Source organism: Solibacillus sp. GQ1 (assembly GCF_059758555.1).
Genome location: NZ_JCAXEX010000004.1, coordinates 134,259 through 150,905, shown reverse-complemented (window position 1 = coordinate 150,905; position 16,647 = coordinate 134,259). Strand labels below are relative to the sequence as shown.

The 16,647-nt window shown below is 39.3% G+C and carries 14 protein-coding genes; 8 read left to right on the top strand and 6 right to left on the bottom strand.

Translation table 11 applies throughout. The features are described 5' to 3' along the window. The first annotated feature begins 1 nt into the window (after position 1). The 7 genes from AC6CH1_RS16100 to AC6CH1_RS16070 all read left to right on the top strand — a co-directional run bounded on the left by AC6CH1_RS16100 (position 2) and on the right by AC6CH1_RS16070 (position 7,642). Complete coding sequence (locus AC6CH1_RS16100) at positions 2–1,054, top strand: Gfo/Idh/MocA family protein (RefSeq protein WP_251690783.1); 1,053 nt, start codon at positions 2–4, stop codon at positions 1,052–1,054. 10 nt (positions 1,055–1,064) lie between these two features. Further along, the gene (locus tag AC6CH1_RS16095) at positions 1,065–1,694 is read left to right on the top strand and encodes a peptide ABC transporter substrate-binding protein (RefSeq protein WP_498318481.1); all 630 of its coding nucleotides are present in this window, start codon (positions 1,065–1,067) and stop codon (positions 1,692–1,694) included. Further along, entirely contained in the window at positions 1,691–2,665 is a 975-nt protein-coding gene (locus tag AC6CH1_RS16090; protein ID WP_251690781.1) for a Gfo/Idh/MocA family protein, read from the top strand. Before AC6CH1_RS16095 ends, AC6CH1_RS16090 begins: the two co-directional genes overlap by 4 nt. Positions 2,666–2,739: 74 nt before the next feature. Further along, complete coding sequence (locus tag AC6CH1_RS16085) at positions 2,740–4,263, top strand: hypothetical protein (RefSeq protein ID WP_498318479.1); 1,524 nt, start codon at positions 2,740–2,742, stop codon at positions 4,261–4,263. Continuing rightward, on the top strand, positions 4,264–5,838 hold the full coding sequence (locus AC6CH1_RS16080) for an FAD-dependent oxidoreductase (RefSeq protein ID WP_498318477.1): 1,575 nt from the start codon (positions 4,264–4,266) through the stop codon (positions 5,836–5,838). It begins immediately after the preceding gene. Position 5,839: 1 nt separating this feature from the next. Next, positions 5,840–6,778, top strand: a complete 939-nt coding sequence (locus AC6CH1_RS16075; protein WP_498318475.1) for a GNAT family N-acetyltransferase — start codon at positions 5,840–5,842, stop codon at positions 6,776–6,778. Continuing rightward, a complete protein-coding gene (locus AC6CH1_RS16070; RefSeq protein ID WP_498318473.1) occupies positions 6,779–7,642 on the top strand; it encodes an ROK family protein in 864 nt (287 codons plus the stop codon). It begins immediately after the preceding gene. Positions 7,643–7,699: 57 nt separating this feature from the next. Here AC6CH1_RS16070 and AC6CH1_RS16065 read toward each other — a convergent pair whose 3' ends face one another. The 5 genes from AC6CH1_RS16065 to AC6CH1_RS16045 form a co-directional block, all read right to left on the bottom strand. After that, on the bottom strand, positions 7,700–8,782 hold the full coding sequence (locus AC6CH1_RS16065; protein WP_498318471.1) for an ABC transporter ATP-binding protein: 1,083 nt from the start codon (positions 8,780–8,782) through the stop codon (positions 7,700–7,702). A 74-nt stretch (positions 8,783–8,856) separates the two neighbouring features. Then, on the bottom strand, positions 8,857–9,708 hold the full coding sequence (locus AC6CH1_RS16060) for a PucR family transcriptional regulator (protein ID WP_498318469.1): 852 nt from the start codon (positions 9,706–9,708) through the stop codon (positions 8,857–8,859). 79 nt (positions 9,709–9,787) lie between these two features. Beyond that, complete coding sequence (putP, locus tag AC6CH1_RS16055) at positions 9,788–11,272, bottom strand: sodium/proline symporter PutP (RefSeq protein ID WP_251690774.1); 1,485 nt, start codon at positions 11,270–11,272, stop codon at positions 9,788–9,790. A gap of 89 nt (positions 11,273–11,361) precedes the next feature. Further along, positions 11,362–12,336, bottom strand: a complete 975-nt coding sequence (locus AC6CH1_RS16050) for a proline dehydrogenase family protein (protein ID WP_251690773.1) — start codon at positions 12,334–12,336, stop codon at positions 11,362–11,364. 301 nt (positions 12,337–12,637) lie between these two features. After that, complete coding sequence (locus AC6CH1_RS16045; RefSeq protein WP_251690772.1) at positions 12,638–13,933, bottom strand: AAA-type ATPase lid domain-containing protein; 1,296 nt, start codon at positions 13,931–13,933, stop codon at positions 12,638–12,640. A gap of 168 nt (positions 13,934–14,101) precedes the next feature. Between AC6CH1_RS16045 and pruA the strand changes: the two genes are divergently transcribed. Further along, entirely contained in the window at positions 14,102–15,646 is a 1,545-nt protein-coding gene (gene pruA, locus AC6CH1_RS16040; RefSeq protein ID WP_008405509.1) for an L-glutamate gamma-semialdehyde dehydrogenase, read from the top strand. Positions 15,647–15,736: 90 nt separating this feature from the next. Here the strand turns inward: pruA and AC6CH1_RS16035 are convergent, their stop codons facing one another. After that, positions 15,737–16,645, bottom strand: coding sequence for an ABC transporter ATP-binding protein (locus tag AC6CH1_RS16035; RefSeq protein WP_251690771.1), 909 nt, complete (start codon positions 16,643–16,645; stop codon positions 15,737–15,739). Positions 16,646–16,647 lie beyond the last annotated feature (2 nt).

Here is a 16,647-nt window from a genome sequence, read left to right as displayed (position 1 = left end):
CATGTTAAAGGTTGGTGTAATTGGAGGAGGATCTATTTCCGAGTATCATTTAAAACCTTATTTCGAACATCCCAATGTAGAGATTGTTGCGATTTGTGATAGTGATGAACGAAGACTGAAAGCTTTAGGCAAAAAATACTGTGTAGAGAACTTATATTTAAAAGTAAGTGAGTTCCTTGCGAACGAGGAAATTGATGCAATCAGTATCTGTACCTGGAATAACTCCCATGCAGAAATTGCAATTCAGGCACTCCAAAAGAACAAGCATGTTCTACTTGAAAAACCATTAAGTTTAACGCTTGATGAAGCTTATGCAGTTGAAGCTGCAGTAAAGGAATCGAATAAGATTTTACAAGTTGGATACGTACGCCGATTTGCAACAAATGTAGGGGTACTTAAAAAGTTTATTGATGCAGGTGAACTGGGCGAAATTTATTATGCGAAGGCTTCATGCATACGCCGATTAGGCAATCCGGGCGGCTGGTTCAGTGATATTAAAAAATCCGGTGGCGGGCCTTTAATTGATTTAGGAACGCATATGATCGACCTTTGCTGGTATTTAATGGGGAAACCAAAGCCGATTTCAGTTTCAGGTAATACGTACAAAAAGTTAGGAAATCGCGCCCATGTTGAAAACTTATCTTTCTATAAGGCGGCGGATTATGACGCTGAGCATAATGATGTTGAAGATCTTGCGAATGCGCTCATTCGTTTTGAAAATGGTGCTTCTCTCTATGTGGATGTAAGTTTTACACTACATGCAAAACAGGATGAAGTATCCGTAAAACTTTATGGTGAAAATGGCGGTGCCGAAGTAGAACCGGAACTGGCCATTATAAAAGAGCAGCATGAAACGATTTTAAATATTACACCACAAATCGATTTGTTAAGTTTCGATTTCGCAGGTTCATTCATCAACGAGATCAATCATTTTGTGGATTGCTGTATTAATAATGTGCAGCCTATTTCTACAGTGGAAGACGGGGTTGAAGTGACGAAAATGTTGGCGGCAATTTATGAATCGGCTGCAACAAATCAAGAAATAAAATTGTAGGTGATTACTAGTGAAAATCGTATTGGAAAAAGACCGGAAGCTACTTATGCACTCTCCGCTGTATCGTTTTACAAACGAGAACAGTGAAGAGGCTAATACCGTAACAATTTTGCAACAGCCTGCAGCAGATGCCTATAAGCCATTCTCGATTTCTGATAAACAAGGCTGGATTTACTTCGATTTATGGTCGTATTCATTTGCCATTCAATTACATGAAGTGTTGAAAGCACATGATACGGTAAAAGGCGTCCTTCGACTGCGAAGAACGACGAATAATTTCTCGTATATAGAAGAAGATATCCTTGCTTTATCGGAATGGTTTGGAACCGTTCGAAACGTATCGGTACGTTCGAATGAAATTGGAGAAAATCATTATACGATTGTTCTGTGTGAATTCGGAGAATCGATTATGGCCCATTTAGAATACCGGACGGGTCAGGATCGGATTGAACTTGAATGGAGCAGCCATCTGCATATTGCAGAGTTTGATAGTTTACAAATGACGAGTGACACAGACAACAATCGAAACCTGTTCAAAAATATAGATGCAGTTCATCAGTATGCGGTTCAATGGAATGATGCTTATGATGAAAGACTGGCTGCTGTTAGACTGCTCCTGCAACGAGGTGAACTGCGATGAACATTGGCATTATGAGCTTTGCACATATTCATGCTACTAGCTATGCAAAGGCAATTCAGCGTATCCCCGGTACGAAATTAACAGCTATTTTTGATACGGATACAACGAGAGGTATGCATGCGAGCAAGCAATATGATGTACCATTTTTTACAGATATGAATGTATTTTTAGCAGAGGATATCGATGTTGTGCTTATTTGCAGTGAAAATGTGTTTCATAAAGAAATGGTAATTGCGGCGGCGAACGCAAAAAAACATATTTTATGTGAAAAACCGATTGCTACAAATATTGATGATGCAAAAGAGATGATCGATGTATGTAAAGAAAACGGTGTGCAACTGTCAATCGCTTATCCGGTCCGCTACAGTGCACCTATCCGAGATTTGAAAGCAGCCATTGATGCAGGTGAACTTGGAGAAATCGTTGCAATCCGTTCTACTAACCGCGGGCAAAACCCGGGCGGATGGTTTGTCGATGAGGGGTTGGCAGGTGGTGGCGCGGTATTGGATCATACCGTCCATATGGTTGATATTATGCGCTGGTATATGAACAGCGAAGCAAAGGAAATTACAGCATTTGCGAATAACTATTTTACCGAGCTTGGTACGGATGATGCAGGGATCATGACAATTGTATTTGATAATGGTGTGATTGCTTCACACGATGCAAGCTGGTCACGGTTCCCGGAATTTCCGACATGGGGTGACGTGATGATTGAAGTAATCGGAACGAAAGCAACGCGAAAAGTCGATGTGTTCAACGAGAAGCTTAACCTGTATGGGAAAGGCAACAAATCGCTCACACATTTATATAGCGGAAATGATACCGATTTTGATTTAATTGTCGACTTTCTAAATTCAATTCAGCATCAAAAGCAACCGCTTATTTCCGGTTATGATGGATTGAAATCTTTAGAAATAGCGTTGGCAGCATATGAGTCAAATTACAAAAAGCAAGCAGTAAAACTATAGGACAATTCAAAGGATACTCGTAACGGGTATCCTTTTCGTTAAACCGGAGCAATTAACGAAAGGGAATGATGCAGATGAAAAAACTAAAAAGTTATAAAAATGAAATTGAACAATTTGCATTTGAAGAACTAGAACGCTTTTATACGGGGGATAAACAAGTCATTTTTGAACAGTTGAATCCATTGGGAAATGGTGATGAATATGTAATTAATTACACTGAAAATAACTATGTGATTCGCGGGAATACAAGTCGTTCCTTGTTGTACGGGGTGTATAAACTGATTGAAAAGGTAGAAGGGCTTGTATTTTTGGAGTTGGAGAATGAGAAAAAAATTGGTATTCAAGGGCTGACAAGTACCTATGAAGGAAAACCGAAATTCAGTCGTAGAGGAAATGTATTTGAAACAATCGATGACATCCCTTTTTTAAAGAGGATGCTAGATGTTGGTACGAAAAACGGACTAAATGAAGTGTTCTTTACATTTTTCCTATGGGATGAAGTAAAGGAGGCGCTATTGCCGGAAATAAAAAAGCGTGGGATTGATGTCACGTTAGGCGGGCACAGTTTACGTTATTTATTGGCAAAGGCAAAAGGAGTTAGCGTTTCCGGAAAGGCTGCTGCTGATGGGGCGGTAAATGACTTAGTTGGAGAGGAAACAGAATTTACAGCGGCCAATGCGCTAAAAAATCATGACTTTTTACAGGATGAAAAAGCTCAGCAATCAGTCATCGAAGTAATCGTATCTTACTGTGAAGCAGAACCCGTTATTCGACGGATTTCACTCTGGCCGGAAGATGTGGGAGCAAAAGGTGAAGAAGCAAAGCTCTTTTTAACTCAATATATGGCTTTCACCGAAAAGCTACAGCAAGCATTAACTGGAGCAGGTTTACAAGTTGAAGTAGAGCATATCGTCTATAATGCCGGTCTAAGTTGGGAAATGCTTGAGCGCAAAGAACAGCAGGTAAGTACAGCCAATGTTTTATATGCATTTTGGGGACGTAATTATGCACACAGTTATGAATCAGAACGTGATGAGCGTGCATGGGATAGCCTGATGGATTGGCGCAGTGCAACTGACAAACAGATTACAGTTTTTGAATATTACAGTGACCACTTCATGCTAAGTGAACTTTTCCCGCTATTATTTAAACGAATAGCGACAGATATAGAAAATTATAAAAAAGCAGGCTGTGATGGAATGGTCAATTTAGTCGTGCCACTTCATAAACTCGCAAAGGCTCAGCTACATATGGAGCAATACGATTATCAGCAGTATCAGCAATTAAATAATGTCGTATTTGCAAGGTCGCTTTGGGAAGATGTAGAAACTGTTTCGTATTTACTGTCACCGGCCATGCAGCAGCTTGCAGAAGAGATTGAACACATTTTTGCCCAAAACAGTCAGTATAACGCCGTATTTTTCCCAAGCCGTGTTGTAGAGGCCAAAAACCCGGAAATGAAACTTGAAGTACTGGAGTTATTAAATAAAATGGAACAGTTGCTGCAACAGGAGCAAGTAGAGGAACCGCTTCAACAATATGTGGAGTCATTACAGGGAGTCGTTCAGGCTACGAAATCACGTTGGGAGGCTTTATAAATGTGGGAACCGGTTTATTATTACTGTAAAAAAGAAAAGAGACAACAGCATTATAAGCAGGATGTATTAATATACGGTGCGACACCTGCAGGCATTACAGCAGCAATTACCCTTAAAAAGAAGGGACATGATGTTCGTATTGCTGAATGCAGCCGCTTTGTCGGCGGGATGACGACAAGTGGGTTAGGGGCAACGGACTTAGGTGCTGAACAGGCGCTTGGTGGTTTAGCGAAGCAATTTTATGACGAGATTGCGCACCACTATCGTATCGAAAAATGTGTACGTTTCGAGCCGCATGTAGCAGAACGTATATTTAAAACATGGTTAGAAGAACATGAGATTGATGTCCAGACGGAGCAATTTATTGAATCGGTTCTTCTTGAAGACCGGCAAATTCAGCAAATCGTTATGACAGACAGTACAACCTATGAAGCAAAGCAATTTATTGATGCCAGCTATGAAGGTGATCTGCTGGCACATGCAGGGGTTGAATATATTGTAGGAAGAGAAGCAAGCACAGTTTATAAGGAAATTTATAATGGAGTTCAATTTGGTGCACAACATCACAAGTTTGAAAGTTTTATCGATCCGTATATAGAAGAAGGCAATCCGGCAAGCGGACTATTGTATGGAATTTCGGATGAGGTTGTGAAAGAGCAAAATGGTGAAGGTGATCATCGAATTCAAGCTTATAATTTCCGGATGTGTTTAACAAAGGAAAAAAAAGTGCCGTTCCCAAAACCGAATGGATATGAGCGTAATAATTATGCACTGCTGTTACGCTATATAAAGGCAGGGCATTGGGACGCGATGAAGTTACATACCCCATTGATGAATGGAAAAACCGATTTAAATAACCATGGGGCATTTTCTACGGATTTTATCGGAATGAATTATGCTTTCCCAGATGGGGATTATGAATTAAGAGAAAAAATGTATCAGCAGCATGTAACATATGTTGCAGGGCTACTGTACTTTTTAGCCAATGATGAAGAAGTGCCGCTTGTTATTCGTGAAGAAGTGGGACAATGGGGATTGGCGGCAGATGAGTTTACCGATACAGGCAATTGGCCGCGCCAGCTGTATATAAGAGAAGCAAGGCGAATGGTAGGCGAGTATGTTATGACAGAACACAATGCACTAAAACGAGTAATTTGCGAACAACCTATTGCAATCGCATCTTTTCATATGGATTCACATAATTGCCGTCGGATCGTCGTCAATGGGCGAGTAATGAATGAAGGTGATATCCAAGTACCGGTAAAACCATTTATGATCGATTTGCGTTCGCTTTTACCGAAGAAGGAGCATTGTACAAACTTAATTGTTCCTGTGTGCCTAAGTGCTTCTCATATTGCTTATGGTTCAATTCGGATGGAACCGGTATTTATGATGCTCGGGCAAGGGGCAGGTACTGTAGCGGCAATTGCACTGCAGGAAGGGAAACCAGTTCAGGACATTTCATATGAACAAGTAAAACAACAGTTAATAGAACAAGGGCAAGTTGTTGAATGGGATGAAAACTTTTTTGATGATCCGTTACGTCGAATGGAAGAAACATTTGGGGGGAAATAGGATGCTAAAGCCAGTAACAAAGGAATCTCACAAGGACATAGTAGATTTATGGAATATTTGTTTGCCTGACTTTAAGTTGTCGGATCGCTTGCTTGAACAAAATACTTGGCAATCATCTTATGTTTTAGATGAAGGAAGTGCGATAAAGGTAATAGACGGGAAAACTGTCGGTGTTGTCATTGCAAAAGTTTGGCATGAAACACACGGCGTTTCTTTAAATAAGGAGCATGGCTGGATTCAAATGCTGCTCGTACACCCGGATTACCGTCAGCAAAAAATTGCGACAGAACTTTATCAATATGCAGAACAGGCCCTTCACAATAACGGAATAAAGAAAATCCAGTTTGGCGGAGATTTAGGCCACTTATTATGCGGAGTCCCACTTGATCAACGGCAAGGTGTTGCATTCGCCGAAAAGTTTGGCTTTAAGAGAGTTGTCAATAGTGTAGACTTTACGAAAACGATAACAGAGCGATTGTCATTGCCTGAAAAAAACAATGTTCAATTTGTTCTATTGGAAAAAGAGGAACAACAGCAACTCATTGATTTTATGAGCAAGTCTTTTCCCGGACGTTGGACTTTTGAAGCACATGACTATTTTGCTCACGGAGGTACAGGAAGAGATTATGTCGTTGTAAAATGGGAAGGTAAGATTGTTGGCTTCTGTCGTATAAATGACGAACATAGTGCCTGGAAGGGGCCGAACTATAATTGGGCAGAGCAGTTTGACCGATTAGGTGGCATTGGTCCACTAGGGGTAAATGAAGATTATAGAAAATATGGATTAGGACGTGCGGTTATTGAAGCAGCAGAATATTATTTGCAGCAACGTGGTAAAGAGACGTTCTTTATTGATTGGACAGATTTAATCGCCTTTTATGAAAAGCTTGGCTATACGATTTGGAAAGACTACGGAATTTTTGTGAAGCAGGTGGACTAAATGTGGATTTTAAGTGCTGATATCGGAGGGACAAAATTAGCACTTGCTTTATCGAAGCAAGAACAGCCTGAAAAAATAATAAAGCAAATGGAAGCAAAGAGTCCCCAGCAATCTGAATCATTATTTGAGGCCATTATTTCTGGTTTTCATAAGCTTCTGGAAGATGAAGATGGGGGGGACGTTATAAAAGTTGCGGTCGGTTTACCGGGAATATTAGATTTAAAACAAGGGCTTGTTGTATTTCAGCAAAACTTGCCATGGCGTAATTTTCCGCTCGTCCAAAGACTTGAAATGGCATTTCCGAAAGCTCAAGTTTTTATGGAAACAGATATGATGACAGCAGCAAATGGAGAATATAAAATCCGTCATTTTGAAAAAGAGACATTCATTTATGTCACGATCAGTACAGGAATTGCCTGCTGTATCATTCATGAAGGAAAGTTTTTAAGAGGTGCCGGAATTCCAGGGGAAATCGGTTTTTCGTTAACAAGCGCAGGGGCCTATTTTGAAGAAGTATGTGCTGGACCTGGTTTATTAAAGAAGTTACAGCAGCATACAAATGAAGAATGGACATTACAGCAATTTTTTGACCGCTACTATGAAAATGATGAACGTATTGTGCCGCTCATCCATGAATGGCAGCAAGAAATCGCTCAGAAAATTAATAGTTTCATCCTATTAGTAGATCCGCATGTTGTTGTACTAGGCGGAGGAGTTATGAATCATCATCCGCTAATTGTGGATGAAATTTCCCGTTTGGTTGATCAGTATTTCAGCCTGCCATTCTTTGAACATAAAAAAGGCAGAGTGCAAGCAAGTTTAAATAAAGGCAATGCCGGACTGATAGGTGCAGCGTTGCTATAAAATATAAAAAGAAGCAGTCAGAATTTTCTCTGACTGCTTTTTCTAATTATTTACTAATCAGCGAATCCGCATTTCAGTTGCCGGATCAAAAAAGTGTGCCTTAGCTAAGTTGAAGTTAAGGGAAAGCTCCTGGCCCATAGCTACATCTGCATCTGCGTGTATTTTGCCTACAAATTGCTGGTCATCAATTGATGCATAAACAATCATTTCTGCACCGGTTAATTCGCTTACTTGCACTTTAGTTTTAACAACACTGCTCGAGTCTTGTTTATTGCCGTCATGTATATCTTCAGGACGGATACCTAAAATAATTTCCCGGTCCGTATAATTTTGTTCTTTTAATACTTTTAATTTTTCTTCGGGAATGCGAACTTTTTCGCTGGCAATTTCAAAATATTCCCCTACGACATTCCCGCGAAGGAAGTTCATAGCTGGTGAACCAATAAACCCGCCAACAAATACATTCTCAGGTGTATCATATACTTCACGAGGCGTTCCGATTTGCTGAATGATTCCATCTTTCATTACAACAATACGTGAAGCCATTGTCATCGCTTCCGTCTGGTCGTGTGTAACATATATAGTCGTCGTATTTAAACGGTAATGGAGCTTTGTAATTTCAGAGCGCATTTGTACACGAAGTTTTGCATCCAAGTTCGATAATGGTTCGTCCATTAAAAACAGTTTCGCGTCACGAACAATGGCGCGTCCTAATGCAACACGTTGGCGCTGACCACCGGATAGGGATTTTGGCTTCTTGTCCAATAATTCCGATAACCCTAAAATTGCTGCAGCGTCACGTACTTTTTTATCAATTTGATCTTTGGAGAATTTACGCAGCTTCAAGCCAAAAGCCATATTATCATATACATTCATATGCGGATAAAGAGCGTAGTTTTGGAACACCATTGCAATATCACGGTCTTTTGGTTCAACTTCATTCACTCGTTTACCCTCGATGCGTAGTTCCCCTTCGGAAATCGTTTCAAGTCCTGCCACCATACGCAATGTCGTAGATTTCCCGCAGCCTGAAGGACCAACAAGTACAAGGAATTCACCAGGTTTAACCTTTAAATGAAAATTTTCAACAGCTACATAGCCATCGGGATAACGTTTTACAAGATGATCAAAATCTAACATAAAAAACAATCCCCCTTTTTTCATATTATAAAAGATTAAGAGGGGAATGCCTTTGTGCAATGTGCTTAAAATTTTCAGGGATATTTTGTCAGTTTATTCAATTGAGCTGCTAAATAAGCTATTAGCAGATCGTCACTGCGCTTTAAGTCCAATGATGTTTCTTCAAAATAACGTTGTGTTCGATACAACAACGTGTTGCGGTGTATATGTAATTCTTTTGCGGCTGAGGACATGTTTCCATTATGGGAAAATAGCGTTGTAATGGTAGTAATCATTTCATCATTTAAATTATTGAACAGCGTATGCTGCAAATATTGTTGTAACGGCAGATTTAAATGTAACGGCAGTATAGTTAGGAAGCATTCAGAAAATGTATAGATCGTTTGATGTTGCCGTTCTAAAATAGTCTGAAACATTTTTTGTTCTGATGAGAAAGATTGGTGAAGCATCTCGGAAACTGGCAGCATTTGACCTATGAAAAGTTGTCCATGCAAATAAAAATCATTTTCCAGTATAGCAATAAAGCCTTCCAGTTCCTCCCGTGAATAATTTTTAAACAAAATAATCCAGAAAGTAGTAGGAGAAACTTCAAGAAGATAAGCATCATGCATAAAGAAAAGTTCGATAGCGTATTTTAATTGCGCGGCATCATTATTAATATGATATTGTAAAATTCGAATAGAAGAGTAAGTAGCTGGCTTTGGTACAACTCCTTGTGTTAATAATTGTAACCACGGATCCGTTTGCTCACTACATTCATGATAAAAATGCTTTAACAATAGAGCATCTCGTTCGGTTATTTCACTTTTGGCGATTTCATACCAACATGCATTAGGCGAATCATAAAAAATTGTAGTTGCAGAATTATGGGCTGTCGGGTATGTACTATGTTGCTTAAGGGAAGGGAATAGTTGTGCAAGTTGCATAAAATAACCTCCATCAAAAGTTTTTCTGGATATTGAAAAAACGGTATATCTATAAAAGATCATACCGTTTTTATTGTTACTATTGCTCTTCTTTTAAAATACGCTGAGTTTCATTGAACTCTTCTTCGATTTCCGCATTTGGTTTATACGTTAACATACTTACTACGACTGCAACGACTAAACACGCGATAAAGCCAGGTACAATCTCATAAAGCATGCTTGTTAAACTTTCCGTACGACCCCAAACAAATGCAACTGCGGCACCGGCAACCATGCCGGCAAGTGCTCCGTAGTTAGTAAGCTTGCGCCAGAACAGGGAAAGTAAAATGATTGGACCGAATGCTGCACCGAAACCTGCCCATGCGAATGCTACCAGTCCTAAAATTGTGCTTTCAGGATTCCATGCAACAATTGCGGCAATGATAGATACGAATAGTACAGCGACACGACCTAAAAATACGTAATGTTTATCTGTCGCAGTTTTGTTGAATAAAGCTTTATAAATGTCTTCAATCAGTGCTGAAGAAGTTACGATTAATTGTGATGAAATGGTACTCATAACTGCTGCCAAAATTGCTGCAAGTACAATTCCTGCGATGAACGGATGGAATAAAATTTGTCCTAGTACGATAAATACCGTTTCCGGATCTTTTAATTCCGTACCTTGCTGTTGGAAGTATGCTACACCGACCAAAGCTGTTGCAAGCGCACCTAGTAAACTGAAAATCATCCACCCAATACCGATACGGCGTGCACTTTTCGTTTCTTTTACAGATGAAATCGCCATAAAGCGCACAATTATATGTGGCTGACCAAAGTAGCCAAGCCCCCATGCAAGAGAAGAAATAATAGCCGCAGCTGTCACAGTAGATGGAAGAAGGCTGAACATTTCCGGATCTACCGCTTTAATGGAATCGACCGTTTCCCCAATACCGCCTGTTAGGAAAATTCCGAAAACAGGGACAGCAATTAATGTAATAAGCATAATAAGTCCTTGAATAACATCCGTATAACTAACAGCCAGGAATCCGCCAAATAAAGTGTAAGCGACAACTACTGCAGATACGAATAAAAGACCTGTATGATAATCCATTCCGAATGAGCTTTCGAAAAACTTACCGCCGGATACCATTCCGGAAGATACATAGAATGTAAAGAATACTAAAATGATAATTCCGGATGCGATACGTAATAGTTTAGTGTTATCACGCAAACGGTTATCCAAATAACTTGGAATTGTAATGGAATCCTTTGTTACTTGTGTATAAACACGTAAACGAGGTGCTACAAGTAACCAGTTTAAGTAAGCACCGATTGTTAAACCGATTGCAATCCAAGCTTCCACAAGTCCTGATAAATAGATTGCACCTGGAAGTCCCATTAACAGCCAGCCCGACATATCCGCTGCACCGGCACTTAATGCTGTTACAGCTGCACCGAGACCGCGCCCGCCTAACATATAGTCTGTCAGGTTGCTAGTTTTTCGAAAGGCATACCAACCGATACCGAGCATCACAATCATGTAAATAATAATGGCCAACAACTGATAGCTATAATCCGACATAAAGACAACTCCTTTATTAATAATTTTTGACTAGTTTAACATGCTTCGATAGATGGTCGTCAACGCAATAAAATATGGCGCATCTGTACTTATCTATACTTTTTAGACATACGTCCGGCTAAAAATGCACCTGCTGCAACAGCTAAAATTGTATTTGTTTTTTTCGTAAATACTTGTTTTGTGACAAGAGTCAGGTTTTGCGGGCGTTCAGCTAAACGACGCATAAAGTAGCCATACCAATCATTACCAAATGGTACATACGTACAGAAGTTGTATCCTTCTTTTGCAAGGCTCAACTGCATTTCTTTACGGAAACCATAAAGCATTTGGAACTCAAATTTATCATTCGGAATATTATGCTTTTCGACAAATTGTTTTACATGATTAATTACATTGTGGTCATGTGTTGCAATTGAAGTGAATTTGCCATGTAGTAAATGGTATTCAATTTGCTCGATAAACTTGCGGTCAATATCGGCTTTATTTTGATAAGCGACAGATTCGTCTTCTTTGTAAGCACCTTTTACAAGGCGTAAACGGTAATCTTTAAAACGTTCGACATTTTCATCTGACTCGAAAAAGTACGCTTGAATTACTGTACCAACATTATCGTATTCAGCATGAATCTTCTCCAATAACTCAAATGAAGGGTGTAAACGAGCATAGTTCTCCATATCAAAATTAACAAAAATCTGATATTCATTTGCCAATGCAACGATCTCTCTTAGATTTTCATAGCTAAACTCGAAATCAATATCCAACCCCAACTGAGATGGTTTTAAAGAAATATGTGCATCAAGGTTTTCACTGTGAATGCGTTCGATTACTGCCAAAATTTGCTCTTTTGCAGCAAGTGCAGCTGACTTCTCAAACACAAATTCCCCTAGGTTATCGACAGTACAAGAAATACCCTGTGCATTTAAATGCTTGATGCTTTCTATAACTTCATCAATATTTGTACCTGCAACGACACTTTGCGCCCCTAGCTTAAATCCGTATTTTTGGGCTGCAGAATTTAATGTTTGATTCTCTGAAAGTGCGATAAAAAAATCTTTTAATGACATTTTAATCAATCCCCCTGCGATTAAAAAAGTATTTTATTGTTATTGACGTGAGTATAAAACAAAAAATTCAAAAAAGGAAACAAATTTTGAGAAGTTTAGTGTTTGCTAGAAGGAAAAGCGAGAAATAGCAACGGTTTTTGCTGTAAAAAAATTTTGCTGAAATACTTTATTAAAACGTTTACATGCTCTAAAAAACATCATTTATATGACATGCATTATAATATTGCACTTTGTAAAATGAAAAACAGACCCACATAGAGCGGATCTGTTAAATGGTAATTAATAGAATATATTTCCAGTTTCACTTGCGTTTTAAGCGATATTGTAAACCTTGGCGGTGGATGCCTAGTGCTTTAGCTGTTTGTGAAATATTTCCATCATTCAGCTGTAAGGCGTGTGAAATATAATAATCCTCAACTTTACGCATATATTCATCAAGAGGCTGCAATGTTTGTCCGGAGAAGTCAAATAATTTTTGCTGCTCGGAGGTAGTTGGCTCGGCTTGCTGGAGCTTCCACTTGAAATATGCTGGGATATGTATAAGTTCCACATATTCTTCTGTTGTAAGTAATGCACTAATATCATCCAGTAACACTTCTAGTTCTTTTAAGTTTCCTGGCCATTCATAGTTCAGAAATATTTCCTCGATTTCAGGTGATAGACCTTTAACCGGGCTGCCGTATGCAATGCGTCGGCGAGCGAAATAATCGTCCACGAAAGGCTTAATGTCTTCACGGCGCTCACGTAATGCCGGTACTTGAATTGTTAAGTTAGAAAATAAGTAATACAGATTTTTGGAGAGATGACCTTTCTGGATTAGGTCAATCGGATCTTCACCAATACTTGCAATAAATACATGGTTACGTTCGGAATGTTTCTCCAGAAGCTCCACGATACGGTTTTGTGCTTCATCTGATAAAAACTCAATCCGCTCGGCAAAAAACGTATAGTTTTTTTCCTCGGCAATATATTTTTCGATTTGAGCGAGCAAAGTTTCTTCATTGCGGCGGCAAATAAGTGTAATAAAGCGTTCGTTTTTTTCTGCCAACTCATGATGAATACCTTCTGCAATCATATCTTTCCCTGTCCCTGATTCACCGACAAGCATGACCGGAATTCGGCCTAGCGCGGCAATTTTAGCTTGCTGGATTACTTGCTTCATCGATTTTGAGACAGCGGTAATAATATCAAAAGTTAATGGAGCTCCGTAACGACTTAAAGGACGGTCCATTAAAAACTCCTGCTGTGTAATATCGCGGGAAAATTGAATAGCGATTTTCGTACCGTCATTAAGGGTATATGGATAATAGTCATTCATCATTGTGACTTCTTCACCACGGGCATTCCAGAACGTTTGCTTAATATGTTTAAAACTTTGACCCGAAGCTAAAACTTTTTGCAGCATATTTTGCTCCAAGTTAAAGTCAAGTGACTGTGATAAAAAGCGCTGTGTTATTTGTTCAAGTGATTCACCAGTAAGTTCGCGCATTTTTTTGTTGTAAACGATGACTCGTCCATTTTCGTCAATAGCGCAAAGACCGGTTTCTATTTTTTCAATCATAAATTCAAAAACACTAGAGTCATCTAGTTGATTCATACGGTGTAACCCCCTCCATTTTATTTTAGCATGGGAATGTCAAAATGAGATAATTTGCGTAATTTAGAAAAAATAATTGATTTAAGCATTATTATATTGCATAATTCAAATTAAGTAACATAATATGATGCAAAAATATATTGCACTTAATATCGGAGGTAATGATAAATGATTAACTATAAACATGAACCATTTACAGATTTCTCGGTAGAAGAAAACAAGCAAGCTTATTTGGAAGCGCTTAAAAAAGTAGAATCACAGCTTGGTGCCGACTATCCTCTAATTATCGGTGGCGAACGTATTACGACAGAAGAAAAAATTGTATCATATAACCCGGCAAAGAAAACAGAAGTGATTGGGTCTGTTTCAAAAGCTTCAAAAGACTTGGCTGAAAAAGCGATGCAAGAAGCAGATAAAGCCTTCAAATCATGGAAAAAAGTTAAACCTGAAATCCGTGCAGACGTATTATTTAAAGCAGCGACAATTATCCGCCGCCGCAAGCATGAGTTTTCTGCATGGTTAACGAAAGAAGCAGGTAAGCCATGGAATGAAGCGGATGCAGATACTGCAGAAGCAATCGACTTTTTAGAATATTACGGCCGTCAAATGCTGGAAATGAAAGATGGACGTAAAGTAGAAAGTCGTCCAAATGAATACAACCGTTATGATTATATTCCACTAGGGATCGGGATTGTTATTTCTCCTTGGAACTTCCCGTTCGCAATTATGGCAGGTACAACTGTAGCAGCTGTTGTTACTGGTAACACAGTATTATTAAAACCAGCATCAACAACACCGGTTGTCGCTTATAAATTTATTGAAGTGCTTGAAGAAGCAGGTTTACCAAAGGGCGTAGTAAACTTCGTTCCTGGTAGTGGAGCGGAAGTAGGGGACTACTTAGTAGACCACCCGAAAACACGCTTCATCAGCTTTACAGGTTCTCGTGATGTCGGTTTACGTATTAACGAACGCGCATCAAAATTAAGCCCAGGTCAAATTTGGATTAAACGTGTCATCGCTGAAATGGGTGGTAAAGATACAATCGTTGTTGATAAGGATGCAGATTTAGAGTTAGCTGCACAGTCCATTGTAAAATCAGCGTTCGGTTTCTCAGGACAAAAGTGTTCAGCATGTTCACGTGTAGTAATTGTAAAAGATGTATATGATCAAGTTGTAAACCGTGTGGAAGAGTTAACGAAATCATTAACAATCGGTGACCCTTCAGACAATAACAACTTTATGGCAACAGTAATCGATTCAGCAGCATTCAAAAAAATCAGTGAGTATATTGAAATTGGTAAAACAGAAGGCCGTCTAGTTGCTGGTGGTACTGCAGATGATTCTGTTGGTTACTTCGTACACCCGACAGTATTTGCCGACGTAGATCCAGAAGCGCGTATTATGAAAGAAGAAATCTTCGGTCCAGTTGTAGCGATTACAAAAGCAGATTCATTTGAAGAAGCGATTGATATTGCAAACAACACGGAATACGGCTTAACAGGTGCTGTTATTACAAATGACCGTATGAACTTAGAGTATGCTCGCGAAGAGTTCCATGTTGGAAACCTTTATTTCAACCGCGGCTGTACAGGTGCAATCGTTGGTTACCAACCATTTGGCGGCTTCAATATGTCAGGTACTGACTCTAAAGCAGGCGGACCAGATTATTTAACATTGCATATGCAAGCGAAAACAACATCAGAAGCATTTTAATTATTAAGTAATAGTCATTGGAAATTTCCTTATATAATATAGAAAGAACTCCTTCACATTGCCTCGTGAAGGAGTTCTTATTTTGTTCTTTTATTTAGCCCAGTCTTTTACTTGTACATCTGTGCCAAAGACGAAATGGCCAGGGCGGGCTTCGATTACTTTAGCAGCCGGATCATGTTCAACATGTTTGTACGGGATACGTGTACGGTTGCGTTCATAAGCCGGATCTGGCTGAGGAACTGCAGATAATAGAGACTTCGTATAAGGATGGATTGGGTTATTGTAAATCTCATCCGCACTTCCAAGTTCTAATATTTTTCCGCGATACATAACCGCAATTCGGTCTGATATATACTTTACCATCGATAAATCATGGGCGATGAATAAATAAGTTAGCCCACGTTCTTTTTGTAGTTGCTTCAGTAAGTTTACTACCTGTGCTTGGATAGAAACATCAAGCGCAGAAATCGGCTCATCTGCAATAATGAAGCTTGGGTCTAAACTAAGCGCACGGGCAATACCGATACGTTGACGCTGACCACCAGAAAACTCATGGGCATAACGGTTAGCATGCTCACGTGTCAGTCCAACTGCTTCCAGCAACTCACCAATACGAGCTTGGCGTTCTTTTTTATTTTTATACAGGCCATGGATATCAAAGCCTTCTGCAATTAATTCGCCGGCCGTCATACGAGGATTTAAACTCGCATAAGGGTCCTGGAAAATCATTTGCATTTCACGGTTGAATTGCATCAATTCTTTTCGAGACTTCATTTCTGATATGTTTTTGCCTTTAAAGGTAATTTGACCTTCTGTAATATCGTAAAGGCGGATAATAGAGCGACCAGTTGTAGATTTACCGCAGCCTGACTCCCCGACTAAACCTAATGTTTCGCCTTCATACACATCAAAGGAGATGCCATCGATCGCTTTAATCGGCTGTTTAGCAGTGCCAAAATATTGTTTTAAGCCTTGTACTTCTAATATTTTATTTGCCATAA

What these genes read in the sequence shown, in the direction of transcription:
- AC6CH1_RS16080 (WP_498318477.1), top strand. Translation starts at nt 4,264, where the DNA reads ATGTGGGAACCGGTTTATTATTACTGTAAAAAAGAAAAGAGACAACAG.
- AC6CH1_RS16045 (WP_251690772.1), bottom strand. Translation starts at nt 13,933, where the DNA reads ATGAATCAACTAGATGACTCTAGTGTTTTTGAATTTATGATTGAAAAA.
- AC6CH1_RS16060 (WP_498318469.1), bottom strand. Translation starts at nt 9,708, where the DNA reads ATGCAACTTGCACAACTATTCCCTTCCCTTAAGCAACATAGTACATAC.
- AC6CH1_RS16035 (WP_251690771.1), bottom strand. Translation starts at nt 16,645, where the DNA reads ATGGCAAATAAAATATTAGAAGTACAAGGCTTAAAACAATATTTTGGC.
- AC6CH1_RS16065 (WP_498318471.1), bottom strand. Translation starts at nt 8,782, where the DNA reads ATGTTAGATTTTGATCATCTTGTAAAACGTTATCCCGATGGCTATGTA.
- AC6CH1_RS16100 (WP_251690783.1), top strand. Translation starts at nt 2, where the DNA reads ATGTTAAAGGTTGGTGTAATTGGAGGAGGATCTATTTCCGAGTATCAT.
- AC6CH1_RS16085 (WP_498318479.1), top strand. Translation starts at nt 2,740, where the DNA reads ATGAAAAAACTAAAAAGTTATAAAAATGAAATTGAACAATTTGCATTT.
- AC6CH1_RS16070 (WP_498318473.1), top strand. Translation starts at nt 6,779, where the DNA reads ATGTGGATTTTAAGTGCTGATATCGGAGGGACAAAATTAGCACTTGCT.
- putP (WP_251690774.1), bottom strand. Translation starts at nt 11,272, where the DNA reads ATGTCGGATTATAGCTATCAGTTGTTGGCCATTATTATTTACATGATT.
- AC6CH1_RS16075 (WP_498318475.1), top strand. Translation starts at nt 5,840, where the DNA reads ATGCTAAAGCCAGTAACAAAGGAATCTCACAAGGACATAGTAGATTTA.
- pruA (WP_008405509.1), top strand. Translation starts at nt 14,102, where the DNA reads ATGATTAACTATAAACATGAACCATTTACAGATTTCTCGGTAGAAGAA.
- AC6CH1_RS16090 (WP_251690781.1), top strand. Translation starts at nt 1,691, where the DNA reads ATGAACATTGGCATTATGAGCTTTGCACATATTCATGCTACTAGCTAT.
- AC6CH1_RS16050 (WP_251690773.1), bottom strand. Translation starts at nt 12,336, where the DNA reads ATGTCATTAAAAGATTTTTTTATCGCACTTTCAGAGAATCAAACATTA.